The organism is Aurantimonas sp. E1-2-R+4, assembly GCF_036549515.1.
Taxonomy (GTDB): Bacteria; Pseudomonadota; Alphaproteobacteria; order Rhizobiales; family Rhizobiaceae; genus Aurantimonas; species Aurantimonas coralicida_A.
Map to the genome: position 1 here is coordinate 1 of NZ_JAZHLK010000016.1, position 16440 is coordinate 16440.

The 16440-nt window shown below is 63.8% G+C and carries 16 protein-coding genes and 1 tRNA gene; 1 reads left to right on the plus strand and 16 read right to left on the minus strand.

Translation table 11 applies throughout. From position 1 onward, the window contains the following. Positions 1-886: 886 nt before the first annotated feature. From VQ045_RS09340 to VQ045_RS09370, 7 genes are all read right to left on the minus strand, one after another. A tRNA-Pro gene (locus VQ045_RS09340) sits at positions 887-963 on the minus strand. A gap of 272 nt (positions 964-1235) precedes the next feature. Beyond that, entirely contained in the window at positions 1236-1814 is a 579-nt protein-coding gene (locus VQ045_RS09345; RefSeq protein WP_331829924.1) for a MerR family transcriptional regulator, read from the minus strand. 27 nt (positions 1815-1841) lie between these two features. Continuing rightward, positions 1842-2189 (minus strand): integration host factor subunit alpha, encoded by a 348-nt coding sequence (locus VQ045_RS09350; RefSeq protein ID WP_327625578.1) that lies wholly within the window; start codon positions 2187-2189, stop codon positions 1842-1844. Between the two features lie 107 nt (positions 2190-2296). Continuing rightward, the gene (locus VQ045_RS09355; protein WP_331829925.1) at positions 2297-3277 is read right to left on the minus strand and encodes a beta-ketoacyl-ACP synthase III; all 981 of its coding nucleotides are present in this window, start codon (positions 3275-3277) and stop codon (positions 2297-2299) included. Then, a complete protein-coding gene (plsX, locus tag VQ045_RS09360) occupies positions 3274-4347 on the minus strand; it encodes a phosphate acyltransferase PlsX (RefSeq protein WP_327625576.1) in 1074 nt (357 codons plus the stop codon). Before plsX ends, VQ045_RS09355 begins: the two co-directional genes overlap by 4 nt. A gap of 85 nt (positions 4348-4432) precedes the next feature. Further along, positions 4433-5008 (minus strand): YceD family protein, encoded by a 576-nt coding sequence (locus VQ045_RS09365; protein WP_331829926.1) that lies wholly within the window; start codon positions 5006-5008, stop codon positions 4433-4435. Then, entirely contained in the window at positions 5005-5547 is a 543-nt protein-coding gene (locus VQ045_RS09370; protein ID WP_331829927.1) for a ubiquinol-cytochrome C chaperone family protein, read from the minus strand. The genes VQ045_RS09365 and VQ045_RS09370 overlap by 4 nt, the downstream gene beginning before the upstream one ends. A 206-nt stretch (positions 5548-5753) precedes the next feature. Here VQ045_RS09370 and VQ045_RS09375 point away from each other — a divergent pair, with 206 nt between their 5' ends. After that, positions 5754-6227 (plus strand): outer membrane protein assembly factor BamE, encoded by a 474-nt coding sequence (locus VQ045_RS09375; RefSeq protein ID WP_331829928.1) that lies wholly within the window; start codon positions 5754-5756, stop codon positions 6225-6227. 98 nt (positions 6228-6325) lie between these two features. On the opposite strand, the gene VQ045_RS09380 is transcribed toward VQ045_RS09375, so the two are convergent. The 9 genes from VQ045_RS09380 to VQ045_RS09420 all read right to left on the minus strand — a co-directional run bounded on the left by VQ045_RS09380 (position 6326) and on the right by VQ045_RS09420 (position 16175). After that, positions 6326-8476, minus strand: coding sequence for a sodium-translocating pyrophosphatase (locus VQ045_RS09380; protein WP_327625571.1), 2151 nt, complete (start codon positions 8474-8476; stop codon positions 6326-6328). Between the two features lie 151 nt (positions 8477-8627). Continuing rightward, complete coding sequence (locus tag VQ045_RS09385; protein WP_331829929.1) at positions 8628-9854, minus strand: MFS transporter; 1227 nt, start codon at positions 9852-9854, stop codon at positions 8628-8630. Then, positions 9854-10381 carry a transcription antitermination factor NusB gene (gene nusB / locus VQ045_RS09390; protein ID WP_331829930.1) on the minus strand — a complete coding sequence of 176 codons (528 nt, stop codon included), beginning with the start codon at positions 10379-10381 and terminating at the stop codon, positions 9854-9856. The genes VQ045_RS09385 and nusB overlap by 1 nt, the downstream gene beginning before the upstream one ends. Positions 10382-10385: 4 nt before the next feature. Next, a complete protein-coding gene (locus VQ045_RS09395) occupies positions 10386-10835 on the minus strand; it encodes a 6,7-dimethyl-8-ribityllumazine synthase (RefSeq protein WP_331829931.1) in 450 nt (149 codons plus the stop codon). Between the two features lie 139 nt (positions 10836-10974). Further along, on the minus strand, positions 10975-11592 hold the full coding sequence (locus tag VQ045_RS09400; protein ID WP_331829932.1) for a riboflavin synthase: 618 nt from the start codon (positions 11590-11592) through the stop codon (positions 10975-10977). Next, a complete protein-coding gene (gene ribD / locus VQ045_RS09405; RefSeq protein WP_331829933.1) occupies positions 11592-12743 on the minus strand; it encodes a bifunctional diaminohydroxyphosphoribosylaminopyrimidine deaminase/5-amino-6-(5-phosphoribosylamino)uracil reductase RibD in 1152 nt (383 codons plus the stop codon). Before ribD ends, VQ045_RS09400 begins: the two co-directional genes overlap by 1 nt. 25 nt (positions 12744-12768) lie before the next feature. Next, positions 12769-13251, minus strand: a complete 483-nt coding sequence (gene nrdR, locus VQ045_RS09410; RefSeq protein WP_327646503.1) for a transcriptional regulator NrdR — start codon at positions 13249-13251, stop codon at positions 12769-12771. 89 nt (positions 13252-13340) lie between these two features. Further along, the gene (glyA, locus tag VQ045_RS09415; protein WP_327646501.1) at positions 13341-14657 is read right to left on the minus strand and encodes a serine hydroxymethyltransferase; all 1317 of its coding nucleotides are present in this window, start codon (positions 14655-14657) and stop codon (positions 13341-13343) included. A 177-nt stretch (positions 14658-14834) separates the two neighbouring features. Beyond that, positions 14835-16175 carry a L,D-transpeptidase family protein gene (locus VQ045_RS09420; protein WP_331829934.1) on the minus strand — a complete coding sequence of 447 codons (1341 nt, stop codon included), beginning with the start codon at positions 16173-16175 and terminating at the stop codon, positions 14835-14837. Positions 16176-16440 lie beyond the last annotated feature (265 nt).

Consider the following 16440-nt stretch of genomic DNA (forward strand, 5'->3'; position numbering starts at 1 on the left):
GGATTTCGAGAACCTGTCGCGCAACGCGCTCGCATTCCTCAAACTGGCGTCTATCCGCCTAATGCTGCGAAGGCTTTGTTCAAATTGAACAACTTTCCGGACCGACTCTTAGACAGGATCATTTTCTGCTGAAAAATCCAGCTTCTTCTCTGCCAAGCGGTGGCAATTCCACCACTGATCACTGCGGCGATGACGAAGGTCAAACTTGCGTAGAAGGCGGCCCACATTTGAAATGTTGATCTCCGAGCGGCGCATCACCTGGATGGTCAGCCAAGGTGGTTTAGCTATTGAAATTCAGCATAGGCGCTCGGTGTGCATCTGTCGATTTGTCGGGGTAAATTTGTAGATATCCCCTAGCGCGCCTCCTTGTGGAACTGCAGTCTGCGGCCTCCAATCGTGCCGCATCGTCGCTATCCCGCTAGCCCGCACGGCGTGGGACCTGCAGCGCCGGCGCGTTGCCGATTTCCGACTGCCGCATCACTGAAAGCGACTCGCGGCAGATGTTCGGCGACCTCGCATCCAGCCTGTCGTGCCCCTCCCCCAAAATTTTCTCCCCATCCTTTCACCTCCCGCATAATCCCCTCACCGCCGGCCCACGGATGGGCACGAATGACCGACCCAAGATCACTCGCGGGCCGGCGGTGCGGCGTCTATGGCGCGTGGCTCTTCCGGAGGGTTCGCGCCCCGGACGGCCCCGACGCGCCGCCGGATGGATCGCTGGCGGGGATGGAGCGGAATCGGACCGGCTGCAATTGTGGATGTCGGGGATGGTGTCCCAACCGACCCCCATCGCATCAGGGTCAAATCGGGGTCGAAAATCTTGGGGGGTTCTCAGGATTTTTGCCGCGATGCGCGGCGGTCGCTTGGCCTTGCAAGGCTTTGGAAATGGTCGGAGCGAGAGGATTCGAACCTCCGACCCCCTGAACCCCATTCAGGTGCGCTACCAGGCTGCGCTACGCTCCGACTGCTGACTGTCCTAGATAATCCAGACATGGCGCGCAACAGGCAAATGCAGTGCCGCGCACGCGATCTCGCGAAAAGCGCCCGTCCCGCTCCCGATTGAAACGGCGACAACGCCAGTGCCGGACCGCCTTGTGCAGCGGCGGGCCGCGCGAAGCCGTTCAGGCGATCGTCGGAGACCGCAAGACGGCGCCGCTGGGCGGCCGGGTCGCTTGCCGATTCCGGCAGCCCCTGAGCGCCGAAGGGCGCAGACGCCGCATTCAAGCCGGTCGACGTCACCGCACCTGATCGAGAAGACGTTTGCATTCGAGCAACTGCAGGATCACGTCGTCGAGCTCTTCGGCGCTCTCGCGCGGGAGCAATCCGCCGCGTTGGCCGTCGTCGGTGCCGGCGTTGCGGTGACGTTTCAGCAACCCGGCGAAGGGCTTGCCCGGTGCTTCCGCCGCGGCGGTCGGTTTCCCCGCCTCTTCCCGCGATTCGGGCGCAATCAGATCGATATCGTCGAGATGGGGCTCGTCGTTCGCGCCGGCACTGGCCGCGCTTTGCCGCCCCGCCTGAATCTGTTCGAGCGCCGCGATGTCACCCGAACCGATCGCCACGACGAAGCGCGCACCGTTTTCCTTCAGGATCCGCTGCACGCCCTTGATGGTGAAACCCTTGACGTACAGGAGATACTGGATGCCCTTGAGAAGCTCGACATCGTCCGGCCGGTAATAGCGACGACCGCCGCCCCGCTTCATCGGCTTGATCTGCGGGAAGCGGGTTTCCCAGAACCGCAGAACATGTTGCGGCAGGTCGAGATCTCCAGCGACCTCGCTGATCGTGCGAAAGGCGTCGACGCTCTTTTCCGTCATGGCGGTGACCAATCGACCGTAGCGGCCTTACTCGGCGGCTTTCAGCATCTCGAGACCGTGCGCTTTCGGACGTCGCTCGCCATGCGCCCCCAGTATCCGGTCCTTCAGAACGTTCGAAGGCTTGAACACCGCGACACGCCGGGGCGAGATCGGCACTTCCTCGCCGGTCTTCGGATTCCGCCCGACGCGTTCGTTCTTCTTGCGAACCAGAAACGATCCGAACGACGAAATCTTGACCGATTCCCCGCTGGCGATGGTCGAGCAGATTTCGTCGAGGACCATTTCGACAAGTTGCGCCGACTCCGTCCTGGACAGACCGATCTTCCGGAAAACCGCCTCGGCGAGGTCGGCCCTGGTGAGGGTCTTGTCTCCCATACATGTCCCCTAACTTTCTGGAAGACCGTCGGACACCGATCGCTGGTCGGCGCCCTTACGTATGGCCACACTTTAGCGAAAACATCATCTGAATCAAGGCTTGATATCTACCAGCGGAGCAAAACCGCACCCCAGGTGAAGCCGCCGCCCATGGCCTCCAGAAGCACGAGATCGCCACGCTTGATGCGACCGTCGCGAACCGCCGCGTCGAGAGCCAGCGGGATCGAGGCGGCCGAGGTGTTGCCATGTTGGTCGACGGTCACCACCACCTTCTCGGCGGCAATCCCGAGTTTCCTCGCCGAGGCATCGATGATCCGCCGGTTCGCCTGATGGGGAACGAACCAGTCGATATCATCGGCCGTTACGCCCGCCGCCGCGAACGAGTCCTCGATCACGTCGGTAATCATCCCGACCGCGTGCTTGAAGACCTCGCGGCCTTCCATGCGCAGCTTGCCGATCGTCCCGGTGGTCGAGGGGCCGCCATCGACATACAGCTTCGACTGGTGGGCGCCGTCCGAGCGCAGCCGCGAGACGATGATGCCGCGCGCGTCGCCCGCACCGGTTTCGGCGGTCGCTTCGAGCACCAGGGCGCCGGCGCCGTCGCCGAACAGCACGCAGGTCGACCGGTCCTCCCAGTCGAGAATGCGCGAAAAGGTCTCCGCGCCGATGACCAGCGCCCGCCGGGCCATGCCGCTCTTGAGGTACAGATCGGCGGTGGTCAGCGCATAGACGAAACCACTGCACACGGCCTGAATGTCGAAGGCGAAGCCATGTGAGATGCCAAGTCGATGCTGAACCTGAACGGCAGAGGCGGGAAAGGTGTTGTTGGGGGTCGCGGTCGCCAGGACGATCAGGTCGATGTCGGCGGGTTCGAGGCCGGCGGCGGCGAGCGCCTGCCGAGCCGCCGCCTCGGCGAGGGACACGGTGGTCTCGTGGTCGCCGGCGATGTGACGCGCCGCGATGCCCGTGCGCTGGCGTATCCACTCGTCGGAGGTCTCGACGATGCCTTCGAAATCCTGGTTGCGCATGATCCGTTCTGGCAGGGCCGACCCGGTCCCGCGCACGACCGATCTCGTTTCATTCGTCATTGCAGATTGCTTTCGGGAATTGCGACGGCTTCCTCGGAAACGCGCAGATAGAAGCTATTGAGGTCCGCCTCGATTTTCTCGCGCAGGCCATTGCGCGCCATCGCGTGAGCCAGATCGATCGCCGCCGCGATCCCTTCCGCATCCGTGCCGCCATGGCTCTTGATGACGATGCCGTTGAGGCCGAGAAACACGCCGCCATTGGCCTTGCGCGGATCCATCTTGTCGCGAAGCCGTTCGAAGGCGCTCCTGGCCAGGATGTATCCGGCCTTGGCAAGCCAGGTCTGCGACATGGCGGCGCGCAGATAGGCGCCGATCTGCTTGGCGGTTCCCTCGGCCGTCTTCAGCGCGATGTTGCCGGTAAAGCCCTCGGTCACGACGACATCCACAGTGCCCTTGCCGAGGTCGTCGCCTTCGACGAACCCGCGATAGTCGATACCGGACAGCGGCGTCTCTTTGAGGAAACGGCCAGCCTCGCGAATCTCGTCCTGACCCTTGACCTCCTCCACGCCGATATTGAGCAAGCCGACGGTCGGGCGCTCCACGCCGAAGAGAGCCCGCGCCATGGCGCCGCCCATCATCGAGAAGTCGATCAATTGCTGCGCGTCCGCGCCGATCGTCGCGCCGACATCGAGCACGATGCTGTCGCCACGCAGGGTCGGCCAGATCGCGGCGATCGCCGGACGCTCGATATTGGCCATCGTGCGCAGACAGAACTTGGCCATCGCCATCAGCGCACCGGTATTTCCGGCCGAGACCGCGACATCGGCCTCACGCGTCTTCACGGCCTCGATCGCTCGCCACATGGAGGATTTGTACCGGCCCTGTCGGAGCGCCTGCGACGGTTTGTCGTCCATGCGAATCGAAATTTCGCAATGGTGAAACGTCGATGCCGCCGCCAGTTCGGGATCCGCGTCGAGAAGCGGCATGACGAGATCGCTCTGGCCGAAGAGGACAAAGCGCGTGTCGGGGTGGCGCTTCAGCGCGATGGCCGCACCCGCGAGAACCACGTCCGGCCCGTGATCACCGCCCATGGCGTCGATCGAGATCGTAATGCCGGTCTTTGAATTCAAAGGTCTCTCGCTTTCCTGCAGTGCACCCGGACGGCGCGGCGAGAAGATATCCGTTTGCGCGCGAACGGCAACCGTCGATTTTCCATCAATTTTTGTTCTCATCGTCACGCGGAACGAGGGACACCAAGGCCTCGAAGGCAGAGGGCGGGCGGGCGTCGGGATCGGGGTCCGTATCGACGCGATCGAACACCGCGTCCGCCTCGCGCGGATACGGGTCGAGGGCCAGCGCCAGAGCCTCCACCAGATACGGACCAAGGTCGATGGTGTGACCGGCGTACACTTCAGGCGGATCCTCGCCCTCGGGATCGATGTATAATTCCTGCTCGCCCGGTTGATCGATACGCGCCAGCTTGGAGCCCTCTGGCACGAAGATCATCTCGAACGGTTCCGTGATCGTCTGGCGGAGCGGCTCCAGGCTGACGACGCTCAGCTGCACGACCGTCGCCGCGACCCGCCCGGTGACACGCACGCCCTCGGCCCGCCACGGCAGCACGCGGAGATCGCCGACAAACGTTTCGACGGCCGAAATGTCGAGTTCGCCGGCCAGCGCCCCACGCTCCGTTTCATCCGCCTCGAAGCGGACCAGCATGCCATCGCGCGGCAATTTGAGCGGCGATATGGGGTATCGGATGGCCTTGGACCCCATAAACTCCCGAGTCATGCCGCTCCTCCCAACTCGCCAGTCTCGATGTGTCCCGAAAGAATCGCGGAGACCGTCGTCGCCTGAAACCGCGTTTTCATCCCCGCCATGTAAGTTGCCAGCCGCAAGGCAACACCCTCCTCCGCTTCGGCAGGAACAACGCGTGCCTGAAGTGTGGCAGCGAGGCGGGCGAGCGGCGCCTGGGAATCCTCGAGCGCCGCGTCATAGGCGGCGACGCGCTCGTAGAAAATTCCGGCCAGCTTGCGCATGCGCTTTGGAACCGAGGGATCGCCCACTCCCAGTTCGCGGATCGACTGCTCGACATCGGTGATGAAACGGTCGACGACATCCTGCGCGATCGCCTGCAGCGCAGGCTCTTCCCGGCAACGCTGGAGAAACAGGAAGACATGGATCGACAAGGCGTCGAACCGTCCCATCACGGTATCCGGAACGCCGTGCTCCAGATAAAGCTCGGGGCCGCGGGCAAGCGCCACCAGTTCGCCATAGAGACGCTCAACGACTTCGCGATTACGATGGTTGGTTTTCAGTCGAGCGAACATGGCTGGGTCCGATGCGTTTCGGGCGATATCACCGGGGCGGGTGCCACAGCGCCGAGCCGATTGCAACGCCGCCGTAGGTGCTTTACCTAGTCCGACCGGCTTGGTTTGAAAGGCGGTGGAGGAGACCGCCGTGCCGTCGCGGCGCGTTGGAAATCGCCGTTATGCAGCGCAGCCTGCGGGACGCGACGTCAATGGCCTCAAGGAGAATGATCAGCGTGAATTCATCCGTCCGCCTGAAGCGATCGATGCTCGCCTCCGCCGCCGTCGCGGCGGTTCTTGCCCTGTCCGCGTGCTCGACCAGCGAAGTCCTGAACCAGGGCTACGTCGTCGACGAAAAAAGCCTTGAGCTGGTTCCGGTCGACTCCAGCCGCGAGCAGGTGCTTCTGGCTCTCGGCTCGCCATCGACGACGGCGACGTTCGATAACGAGGTGTTCTATTACATCTCCCAGAAGCGCGTTCGCCCGGTGGCGTTCATGCAGCCCCAACTGGTCGACCAGAAGGTGCTGGCGGTCTACTTCAATGCGGACGGACGCGTCGAGCGGATCGCCAATTACGGCCTGCAGAACGGCCAGCTCTTCGACTTCATCTCGCGCACGACGACGACAGGTGGCAAGGATAAAACCTTCCTCGGCCAGATCCTGACCGATACCGGAAGTGGTGGGCGCGGTATCCGCCTCTGACCTGAGCCGGACAGTCGGCCGGAGCCGGACAATCGACATGAAAAGAGCCCCGCGAGCGATCTCGCGGGGCTCTTTCGTTTTCGCGACTCCCCGCGAGATCAGCTGTGGGCGAGGACCGCCAAAAGCAGCAGCGCGACGATATTGGTGATCTTGATCGCCGGATTGACCGCCGGGCCGGCCGTATCCTTGTAGGGATCGCCGACCGTGTCACCGGTAACCGACGCCTTGTGGGCCTCCGATCCCTTCATATGCTTGGTGCCGGAGGCATCGACGAAACCATCCTCAAAGGATTTTTTCGCATTGTCCCAGGCGCCGCCGCCGGACGTCATAGAGATGGCGACGAAAATGCCGGTGACGATGACGCCGAGCAACATCCCCCCCACCGCCGAGAAGGCCTGGCTCTTGTCGGCGATCAACAGGACGCCGAAATAGACGACGATCGGCGCCAGAACCGGCAACAGTGACGGCACGATCATCTCCTTGATCGCCGCGCGGGTCAGAAGGTCGACCGCCCTTGCATAGTCGGGCCGCTCGGTGCCGGCCATGATGCCCGGCTTCTCGCGGAATTGTCGGCGAACCTCCTCGACCACCGAACTCGCTGCGCGCCCGACCGCCGTCATCGCGATGCCGCCGAAGAGAAACGGAATCAGCCCGCCGAGAAACAGGCCGACGACGACGAAGGGGTTGGTGAGCGCGAAATCAGGCTCGACCCCTTGGAAATATTCGAAGCCCTGCCCTGCGTTGGCCTGCTGGATAAAATATTGCAGGTCGTAGTTGTACGCGGCGAACAGCACCAAGGCGCCGAGACCGGCCGAGCCAATCGCATAGCCCTTGGTGACCGCCTTGGTCGTGTTGCCGACCGCGTCGAGCGCATCGGTCGAACGGCGAACATCGGCGGGCAGACCCGCCATTTCCGCGATGCCGCCCGCGTTGTCCGTCACCGGCCCGAACGCGTCGAGGGCGACGATCATGCCGGCGATGCCGAGCATGGCGGTCACGGCGATCGCGGTCCCGTAAAGGCCCGCGAGTTGGTAGGTCGAGATGATGCCGGCGACGATGACGATCGTCGGCAGCGCCGTTGCCTCGAGCGACACCGCGAGACCCTGGATGACGTTGGTTCCGTGACCCGACACGGATGCCTCGCTGATTGAACGGACGGGGCGGAAGCCGATCCCGGTATAAAATTCCGTAATCCAGACGATCAGCCCGGTGACCACGAGACCGATGATGCCGCTGAAGAAAAGGTTCAGGCCGTTGATCGTCACGCCATCCGTGGACTGGCCGATGTCGCCGAAGCCAATCGTGGCCCAGGTCGCGATCGCGAGGCCCACGATCGACAGCAGCGTCGTCGCCCACAGGCCCTTGTACAGGGCGCCCATGATCGAGCCGTTCGAGCCAAGCCGAACAAAGAACGTGCCGATGATCGACGTGATGATGCAGGCGCCGCCGATCGCCAGCGGATATGCCATCACGCTTTCGATGATGTCGGAGCCGGCAAAGAAGATCGCGCCGAGCACCATCGTCGCGACGATGGTCACCGCGTAGGTCTCGAAGAGATCGGCCGCCATGCCGGCGCAGTCGCCGACATTGTCGCCGACATTGTCGGCGATGGTGGCAGGATTGCGCGGGTCGTCCTCGGGAATGCCGGCTTCCACCTTGCCGACGAGATCACCGCCGACGTCGGCGCCCTTGGTAAAGATGCCGCCGCCCAGACGGGCGAAGATGGAGATCAGCGATGCGCCGAAGCCGAGCGAGACGAGCGCGTCGATCACGGTGCGGTCCGAGGCCGCGAAACCGAATTGCGTGGTGAGAAGGAGAAAATAGACGGTGACGCCAAGCAACGCCAGTCCGGCCACGAGCATCCCCGTGATCGCCCCCGACTTAAAGGCAATACCGAGACCGAGGCTGAGCGAGCGCGAGCACGCCTGGGCGGTCCGGACGTTGGCGCGCACCGACACGTTCATGCCGATGAAGCCGGCGAGACCTGACAAGACTGCGCCGATGAGGAAACCGCCCGCGGCATAGGCCGACAGGAGGAACCAGGTGATGGCAGCAACAACCGCGCCGACGATCGCGATGGTGGTGTACTGGCGCAAAAGATAGGCTTGGGCGCCTTCCCGAATCGCACCGGCGATCTCCTGCATTCGCGCCGAGCCCTGATCGGCCGCCATGACTGATCGGGTGGCCCAAATCGCGTAGACGATCGCCAGTAGCCCGCACAGAGCCACAATAATTAAGATTGTCGGCATGCTGTTCCCTCACTCCTCGCCAGATACGTGTCCGGCGATTTCCCCAATTTTCCCGACGAGAACGAATTTCATTCCCCATCCCGCAAGGCGACCGGGAGGTTATAGAAGGGCCGGATGCCGTCAAGCGCCCAGATTGGTCGGATGGGCGAATTTACCCTTGCGGCTGCGTCCGCGGCGCGAAGCGCGACTGCACGACCAATGCCACGAGACATAGCGCCACGATTGGGAAGATGACGACATTCATCGTCTCCCAGCCCGCGGCTACGAAGGTCCGCCCCGACATGAAGGACGCGAAGGCGACGGTGGAAAACAGCAGGAAATCGTGCAGCCCTTGCGTCTTGTTCTTTTCCGACGGCCGGTAGGTCTCCGCGACCATCGCCGTTGCCCCGATAAATCCGAAATTCCAGCCGAGGCCAAGCAGCGCGAGACCGACCCAGAAGTTCCAGACCGCGAGACCGGACATGAAAATGCCGCCACTCACCGCAAGCAGCAAAAGCCCGGTCGCCACGATGACCTGTTTTCCGAACCGAGCGATCAGGCGGCCGGTGAAGAAGCTCGGACCGAACATCGCAAGGACGTGCCACTGAATGCCTAAAACGGCCACGTCCTTGGTGAGTCCGCAGCCGACGATCGCCAGCGGCGCGCCGGTCATGACGAAGCTCATCACCCCGTACGTGCCGACGCCACACAGCAGCGCAACCAGGAAACGCGGCTGTGCGACGATCTCGGACAACGGCCGCGCCGGCATCGCATCGTCCGGATGGGTCTCCTCCGGGCCGTCGGGAATTCGCAGAAATGTCAGGACGCCGGCACCGAGGATACCGAGGATGATGACTCCAACAAACGCTCCGGCGAAATCGACCGGCAGAAAGAGGCCGTCCGTCAGCCGCACGGTCTGCGGTCCGATGACGGCGGCCAGGATGCCCCCGGCCAGCACAATCCCGATGGCCCGCGGTTGATACAACCTGGAGGCGCCGTCGGTCGCGGCAAAGCGATATTGCTGGGTGAACGAGCCGCCGACGCCGACCAACATCAAGGCCAGCGCGAAGAGCCAGAAACTGCCGCCGAACAAGGCAAGGGTCGCGACCAAACCGCCGGTGGACGTCACCAGCGCCCCCGAAACGAAACCGAGCCGCCGTCCGACTGCCCGCATCAGCGCCGCCGCCGGCAAGGCCCCAATTGCGATGCCGAGATTGAATCCGGTCACCGGGAGCGTCGCCATCGACTTGTCTTCGAGGAGCAGCCACGCACCGGCGAGACCGCCGATCGAGATCACGACCGGCGCGGCGCCTCCGACCAGAGCCTGCGCGCCCGCCAGAATGAAGGCGTTGCGGCGCACGGCCCGTTCACCGAGCGAAAGGGGCGCCGCGTTCTCCATCAAACCTTAGCGTCCTTCGCGTCCTTCGCGTCCTTGGCGTCTTTGCCTCGGCCCTCGCCGCGTTCGGCGCGCGCGACGCGGTCGAGCACCGCATTGACCAGCCCCGGTTCGTCGTCGTTGTAGAACGCCTTGGCGACGTCGACATATTCGGAAACGATCACGGCGACCGGAACGTCCTTGCGATTGGTCAATTCGTAGGCCCCGGCCCGCAGGATCGCCCGCAGGGTGGTGTCGATGCGCGATAGCGGCCAATCCGTAGGCAACGAGGCGTGGATGCGCGGATCGATGACTTTTTGGGTCCGCACGACGCCGGAGACGACATCGCGGAACCAGGCCGCATCGGCGTCGCGATAGATCTCTCCGTCGATCTCCTGGCCGAGCCGGAAACCCTCATATTCCGCTACCGTCTCCAGCAGGCCGGTACCGCCCACATCCATCTGGTAGAGCGCCTGTACGGCGGCGAGTCGTGCCGCGCCCCGCTTATTGGCGGGCTTGACAACGCGAGGCTGTGGCTCAGTCCCGGCCATGATCTCAGGCCCCCAACCGATCGCGGAGCGCGATCATCTGCAGCGCCGCGCGGGCGGCCGCGCCGCCCTTGTCCTTGCAGCGCCGGTCGGCGCGATCGAGCGCCTGCGCCTCGTTCTCGACGGTCAGGATGCCATTGCCGATCGCGACGGTCTCGTCGATCGACAGCGCCATCAGGCCCCGCGACGACTCGTTGGCGACGAGTTCGAAATGATAGGTCTCGCCGCGGATGACACATCCGAGCACGATGAACCCGTCATAATCGGCCCTTCCCTCGTCCGCGCCGGCGAGAGCGAACCCGACGGCCGCGGGCGCTTCCAGCGCGCCCGGCACGGTAACGACATCGAAGGTCGCGCCAGCTTTGTCGAGTTCGGCCTTGGCCCCTTCGATCAGCAAATCGGCGATGTGCTCATAGAACCTGGCCTCGACGACGAGGAGATGCGGCTTGGATGCCATGGGTGTTCCTTCCTGGCGGTCGAGTATTCCGGCAGACGGGGGCGCGGCGCGGGCGACGTTTCGCCGCAGTGAGATCGCGTGGTTCCGTTGTGGTGACCGGTCGGCGCTTCTTAGAAATTCCCGGCAGCGAACCCCGCCGCTAGGATGCGGTCGAGTTAGCGCCGAACAGGCGCTCGGCATAGCGCGCAATCTGATCGACCTCAAGATTGATGCTGTCGCCCTGGCGGCGGTCACCCCAGGTCGTGACCTCCAACGAATGGCGTATGAGGAGAACGTCGAAGCGATCGTCGGCAACGGAATTGACCGTCAGCGACGTGCCATCGAGACAGACCGATCCCTTTCTGGCGATGTATCGCTTCAGATCCTGGGGCGCGCGCAAGCGGAACCGGACCGCCTCGCCCTCCTCCTCGACGGCGAAAATTTCCGCCAGACCATCGATGTGTCCGGAGACCAGATGGCCCCCGATTTCATCGCCGATTCTCAGCGAGCGCTCCAGATTGATGGCCGTGCCCTCTGCCCACTGCCCGGCGGTGGTCAGGCGCAACGCCTCCTCCCAAGCCTCGACTTCAAACCAGCCGTCATTCGAGGTCTCGCCGGATAGAGCCGTTACGGTAAGACAAACTCCCGAACAGGCGATCGAGGCGCCAATGGCGATCGACGCCGTCTCGTAAGCGGTCGCGATTCGGAAGCGGCGTCCCGAATCAAGTCGTTCGACGTGGTCGATCCGGCCTATATCCGTGACGATTCCGGTGAACATCAGGCTTCCCTCCGGGCGAACTCGAACGCGTGGTCGGCGCCGAAGCGATACTGTCGGACCAAGCGAAAACGTCGCCGCGCGGCCGCGACATCGATCGGGCTCGCGATACCGTCTTCGCCGATGACGACCTCGCCCCGCAAAAGCACAAACCGATCGACGAGGTCCTCGTAGAGGAAAGCTGCAGCGGTCTCCGCTCCACCCTCGACCAGAACGCTCGACATGCCCCTGGCAGCGAGATCCTCGAGAAGTTCGGGGAGTGCGATCCGGCCGGTGTGCGGATCGGCTTCACAGGCGACGAAACCGACGCCGGCCGCAGCCAGCGCCGCGCGCTTATTCGGGTCCGCATCGGCGAAGCTGGCGATCTGCGTCGGCGTTTCCCTCGCGGTCCGCACGACGGACATCTCAGCTGTCGTGCGCAATCGCGGATCGAGCACGATTCGGGTTGGCGAACGGTCGGCGAGCCCAGGCAACCGGCAATCGAGGCGCGGATCGTCATCGAGAACGGTCCCCGCCCCGACCAGGATGGCGTCGTGTCGTGTACGTGCCAAATGGGTCTGGGCATTGGCGGTCGGACCGGTGATCTTGACCTGTCCCTGCCCTTTCAATCCAAGTTTTCCGTCCGCCGAGAGCGCCAGCTTCAGAGTCACTTCCGGGCGTTTCCTGCGATGCCGGTTGAGATATCCGGAGATCGTCTCCGCCGCTTCGTCCGCCATCAGCCGGCTTGTGACGGCCAGGCCGGCGGCCGCGAGAATTGCGTGCCCCTTGCCGTCGACCCGCGAATCGGGATCGGCCACGGCCGAGACCACCCGTGCGATGCCCGCCGCGATCAAAGCTTCCGCGCAAGGCGGTGTCCGCCCATGATGGGCGCAGGGCTCGAGCGTGACATAGGCGGTCGCTCCCTTAGCCAGTGCTCCTGCTTCGGCCAGCGCCACCGGCTCGGCATGCGGCCGTCCACCGACCGCGGTGACACCGCGCCCGACAATTCGCGGGCCATCGCCGTCGTCGCGAACGATCAGGGTCGCGACGGAGGGATTGGTCGCGGTCCGCCCGACATTGCGCATCGCATAGCGAATGGCGGCGGCCATGAAGCGGTGATCCGCGGCAGTGGCCGCCCTCCCCGCCGACAGCTCGATTGGCGCTGCCGCAGTCATCGGCCGAGCCTGATCCGATCGACGGTCATTGGGGCTCCCCGGCTTTACCCGCCGGATCCGCACGGGCCAATTCGCCGATCAACGACTGGAAATCCTTGGCCTCGCGGAAATCACGGTAGACCGATGCGAAACGGACATAGGCGACGTCGTCGAGCTCCTTCAACGCTTCCATCACCATCTCTCCGATCGTATCGGACGGAATATCCTGCTCCCCGGACTGTTCGAGACGACGCACGATTCCCGAGATCAAGCGTTCGATTCGCTCCGGTTCGACGGGTCGCTTGCGCAACGCCACCTCGATCGATCGGGCCAGCTTGTCTCGATCGAACGGAACTTTCTTGCCCGACTTCTTCAGGACTTGAAGCTCGCGGAGCTGGATGCGTTCGAAGGTGGTGAAGCGACCGTTGCAATCGGGGCAGACGCGCCGGCGGCGGATCGCGCCGCCGTCTTCGGCCGGCCGCGAATCCTTGACCTGACTATCCTGCGAGCCGCAATAGGGGCAGCGCATGGGCCCTCGTTACTTGTAACGGCGTCCAGTCTCTGCCGCCGGACGCCCGATGAAATTCGATGGGTTCTGGATCCGCGGGCGCGCGAGCCTCAGAGGTTCGGGTAGATCGGAAAGCGATCGGTCAATGCGATGACCCTGTCCTTCACCGCCGCCTCGACCGCCGCGTTGCCCTCCTCGGAATTGGCGCTCGCCAAACCGTCCAGCACCTCGACGATCATCCGGCCAACCTCACGGAACTCCTGCGCGCCAAAGCCACGGCTGGTTGCCGCCGGCGTACCCAAACGAACGCCGGAGGTGATCGTCGGCTTCTGCGGATCGTTCGGGACGCCGTTCTTGTTGCAGGTGATGTTGGCCCGGCCCAGCGCCCGCTCGGAATCCTTGCCGGTTAGGTTCTTGGGGCGTAGGTCGACGAGCATCAAATGCGTGTCGGTTCCGCCGGAAACGATGTCGACACCGCCCTCGCGCAACGTCTCGGCAAGGGCCTTGGCGTTGTCCGCCACCGCCTTGATGTAGGACTTGTACTCCGGCGTCAGAGCCTCCCCGAAAGCCACCGCCTTGCCGGCGATCACATGCATCAGGGGGCCACCCTGCAGGCCAGGGAAGATCGCTGAATTGATTTTCTTGGCGATCGCCTCGTCATTGGTCACCACGATGCCGCCGCGCGGACCGCGCAGGGTCTTGTGGGTCGTGGAGGTGGCGACATGGGCATGCGGGAACGGGCTCGGGTGCTGGCCGCCGGCAACGAGGCCAGCGAAATGCGCCATGTCGACCCATAGATAGGCCCCCACCTTGTCGGCGATGGCGCGGAAGCGCGCGAAGTCGATGCGGCGGGAATAGGCCGAACCGCCGGCGACGATGACCGCCGGCTTGTGCTCGGTCGCGAGAGCCTCGACCTGTTCGTAATCGATCATGCCAGTGTCGAGATCGAGACCGTACTGGACGGCATTGAACCAGCGCCCCGACAGATTGGGCTTGGCGCCGTGGGTGAGGTGACCGCCCGCGTCCAGACTCATTCCGAGCAGCGTGTCGCCGGGCTTCGACAGCGCCAACAACACAGCCTGGTTGGCTTGGCTGCCGGAATTCGGCTGGACGTTCGCGTAGGCGCAACCGAACAGCTGCTTGGCGCGCTCGATCGCGAGATCCTCGACGATGTCGACGAATTCGCAGCCGCCATAATAGCGCCGCCCCGGATAACCCTCGGCGTATTTGTTGGTCAGGACCGAGCCCTGGGCCTCAAGAACCGCACGCGAGACGATGTTTTCCGACGCGATCAGCTCGATCTCGTGCTGCTGGCGAGAGAGTTCCTGGCGGACGGCGCCAGCCACATCCGGATCCCGTTCCGCCAGTGTCGCGGTGAAGAAGTCCTCGAAATCAGACGGGGCAACGGCGCCGGAAACCTGGCTCATTCGTGTTCTCTCCTGATCGGCAAGGCAGGCGCGCGCCGCCTTTGAAATGTCCGGTCTGGCCATATCACAGCCGTTACGCCAGACCAATGCGCCAACAAACAACGCAAACGGGCCGGAGACTGTCGCCCCCGGCCCGAAAAATACGTCACTCATCTACGTCTGGAGCGTGGCTTGGGGTCAGTAGCCGTCCTCGCCCCGGGCGTAGGGGTTCTGCTCGTTGGCGGCGTAGGCAGTCGCATTGACATCAGTCATCGCGAGCTGCTGCGCCCCGTCCCGCTGATAGATGTCGTCGCGGAACTGCACCACAGACGGATCGGTCGCCCAGGCGGTGAAATAGCTGAAATAGACCGGGATGGTCGTGGTCAGGTTGATATCCTCGCGCTGGCGCGATGCGATCACCTGTTCGATGCGCTGGCGATCCCAGCCCGGCACGTCGCGGGCGATCCAGACGATCAGATCGCGGACGTTCTGCACCCGCACGCAACCGGAGGATTCGAAGCGCAGCAGTTCGGAAAACAGGCTCTGTTGCGGCGTGTCGTGCATGTAGACAGCGTGCGGGTTCGGGAAGTTGATCTTCACCGAGGCCATCGCGTTGATCTTGCCTGGATCCTGACGGAGCAGATATTTCACCGCCTCGTCGGTATTCCAGTCGATCGACTGTGGCGGAATCTCGTTGCCGCTGCCGTCGAAGATCCGGATGCTGTTGCGCTCCAGATAGGTCGGATCCTTCTGCATCAGCGGAATGATGTCCCGGCGAACGATCGAAGCCGGCGCGTGCCAATACGGGTTGAGGTTCAAATTGGTGATCTTGGAATTCAGGATCGGGGTCTGACGATCGACCTTGCCGACGATGGCGGTATGGCGCTGGACCACTTGGCCGTTCTCGACCGCCTCGATCGAAGCAGCCGGAATGTTGACCATGACGAAGCGGTCGGCAAGCTCGCCAAGCTTTGACTCGATCCGCGTTATGTTCGTCTGCAACTGACCGAGACGCAGGTCGGCCGGGACGTTCATCGCCTTGTAGGTATAGGTCGAGGCGACCCCGTCGGCTGGCAGTCCGTGGCGCGCCTGGAAGCGCTTGACCGCCGCGTCGACATAGGTGTCGAAGGCCTGTGATGCACCGGCGCTGGCCGGCAGATCGCCGGAAATCGCAAGACGCTGGCGAAGCGCCACGACGGCGGGCGACTGGACACCGAGACGCATCGGCTGACCATCGGGTACCATCGGCCATCCGCCCATCTGGACGATTTGCTGGTAATTGGCCATAGCGGCCTGCATCGACGCGACTGTGTTGGACGACAGCGTGGGCGAGTTTGACGCGACCTGGCGGACATTGGTGCCGCGCGTGTCGAATTGATCGTCCCAATTGCCACGGCTTGGCGCCTGGAGGAGATCGCTGAGGGCATTCTGGGCCAGAACCGTGCCCGGCATCAACGCTGCGCTGGCCGCGGCCGTGCCGAGAACGAAATTCCGGCGCGTCAGGCGTTTTCCTTGAATCCGATCGGTTGCGTTGGCCATGAGTACCCCTCGTCAATCTGTTGGTTGCTCGCCGCGACCCGGTCATCCTTGTGAAGGGTGGCTTGCAGGTCGCCAAGCGCTGGCGCAGGGCGCCGCTCCCCTGCGTCATGTCGGGTAAGACATCGCAATATGGCCAAAGCGTGAAGCGCGGGCGATCGCGCGGCGGATAGGGACAATCTCCGACGGTGCAAGCTCCGCTATTCAGTCTGATTGTGCTATTCTGACCGCAACTCTGAGCCCTCGGGCTCATCAGGTGCCGGCTGGC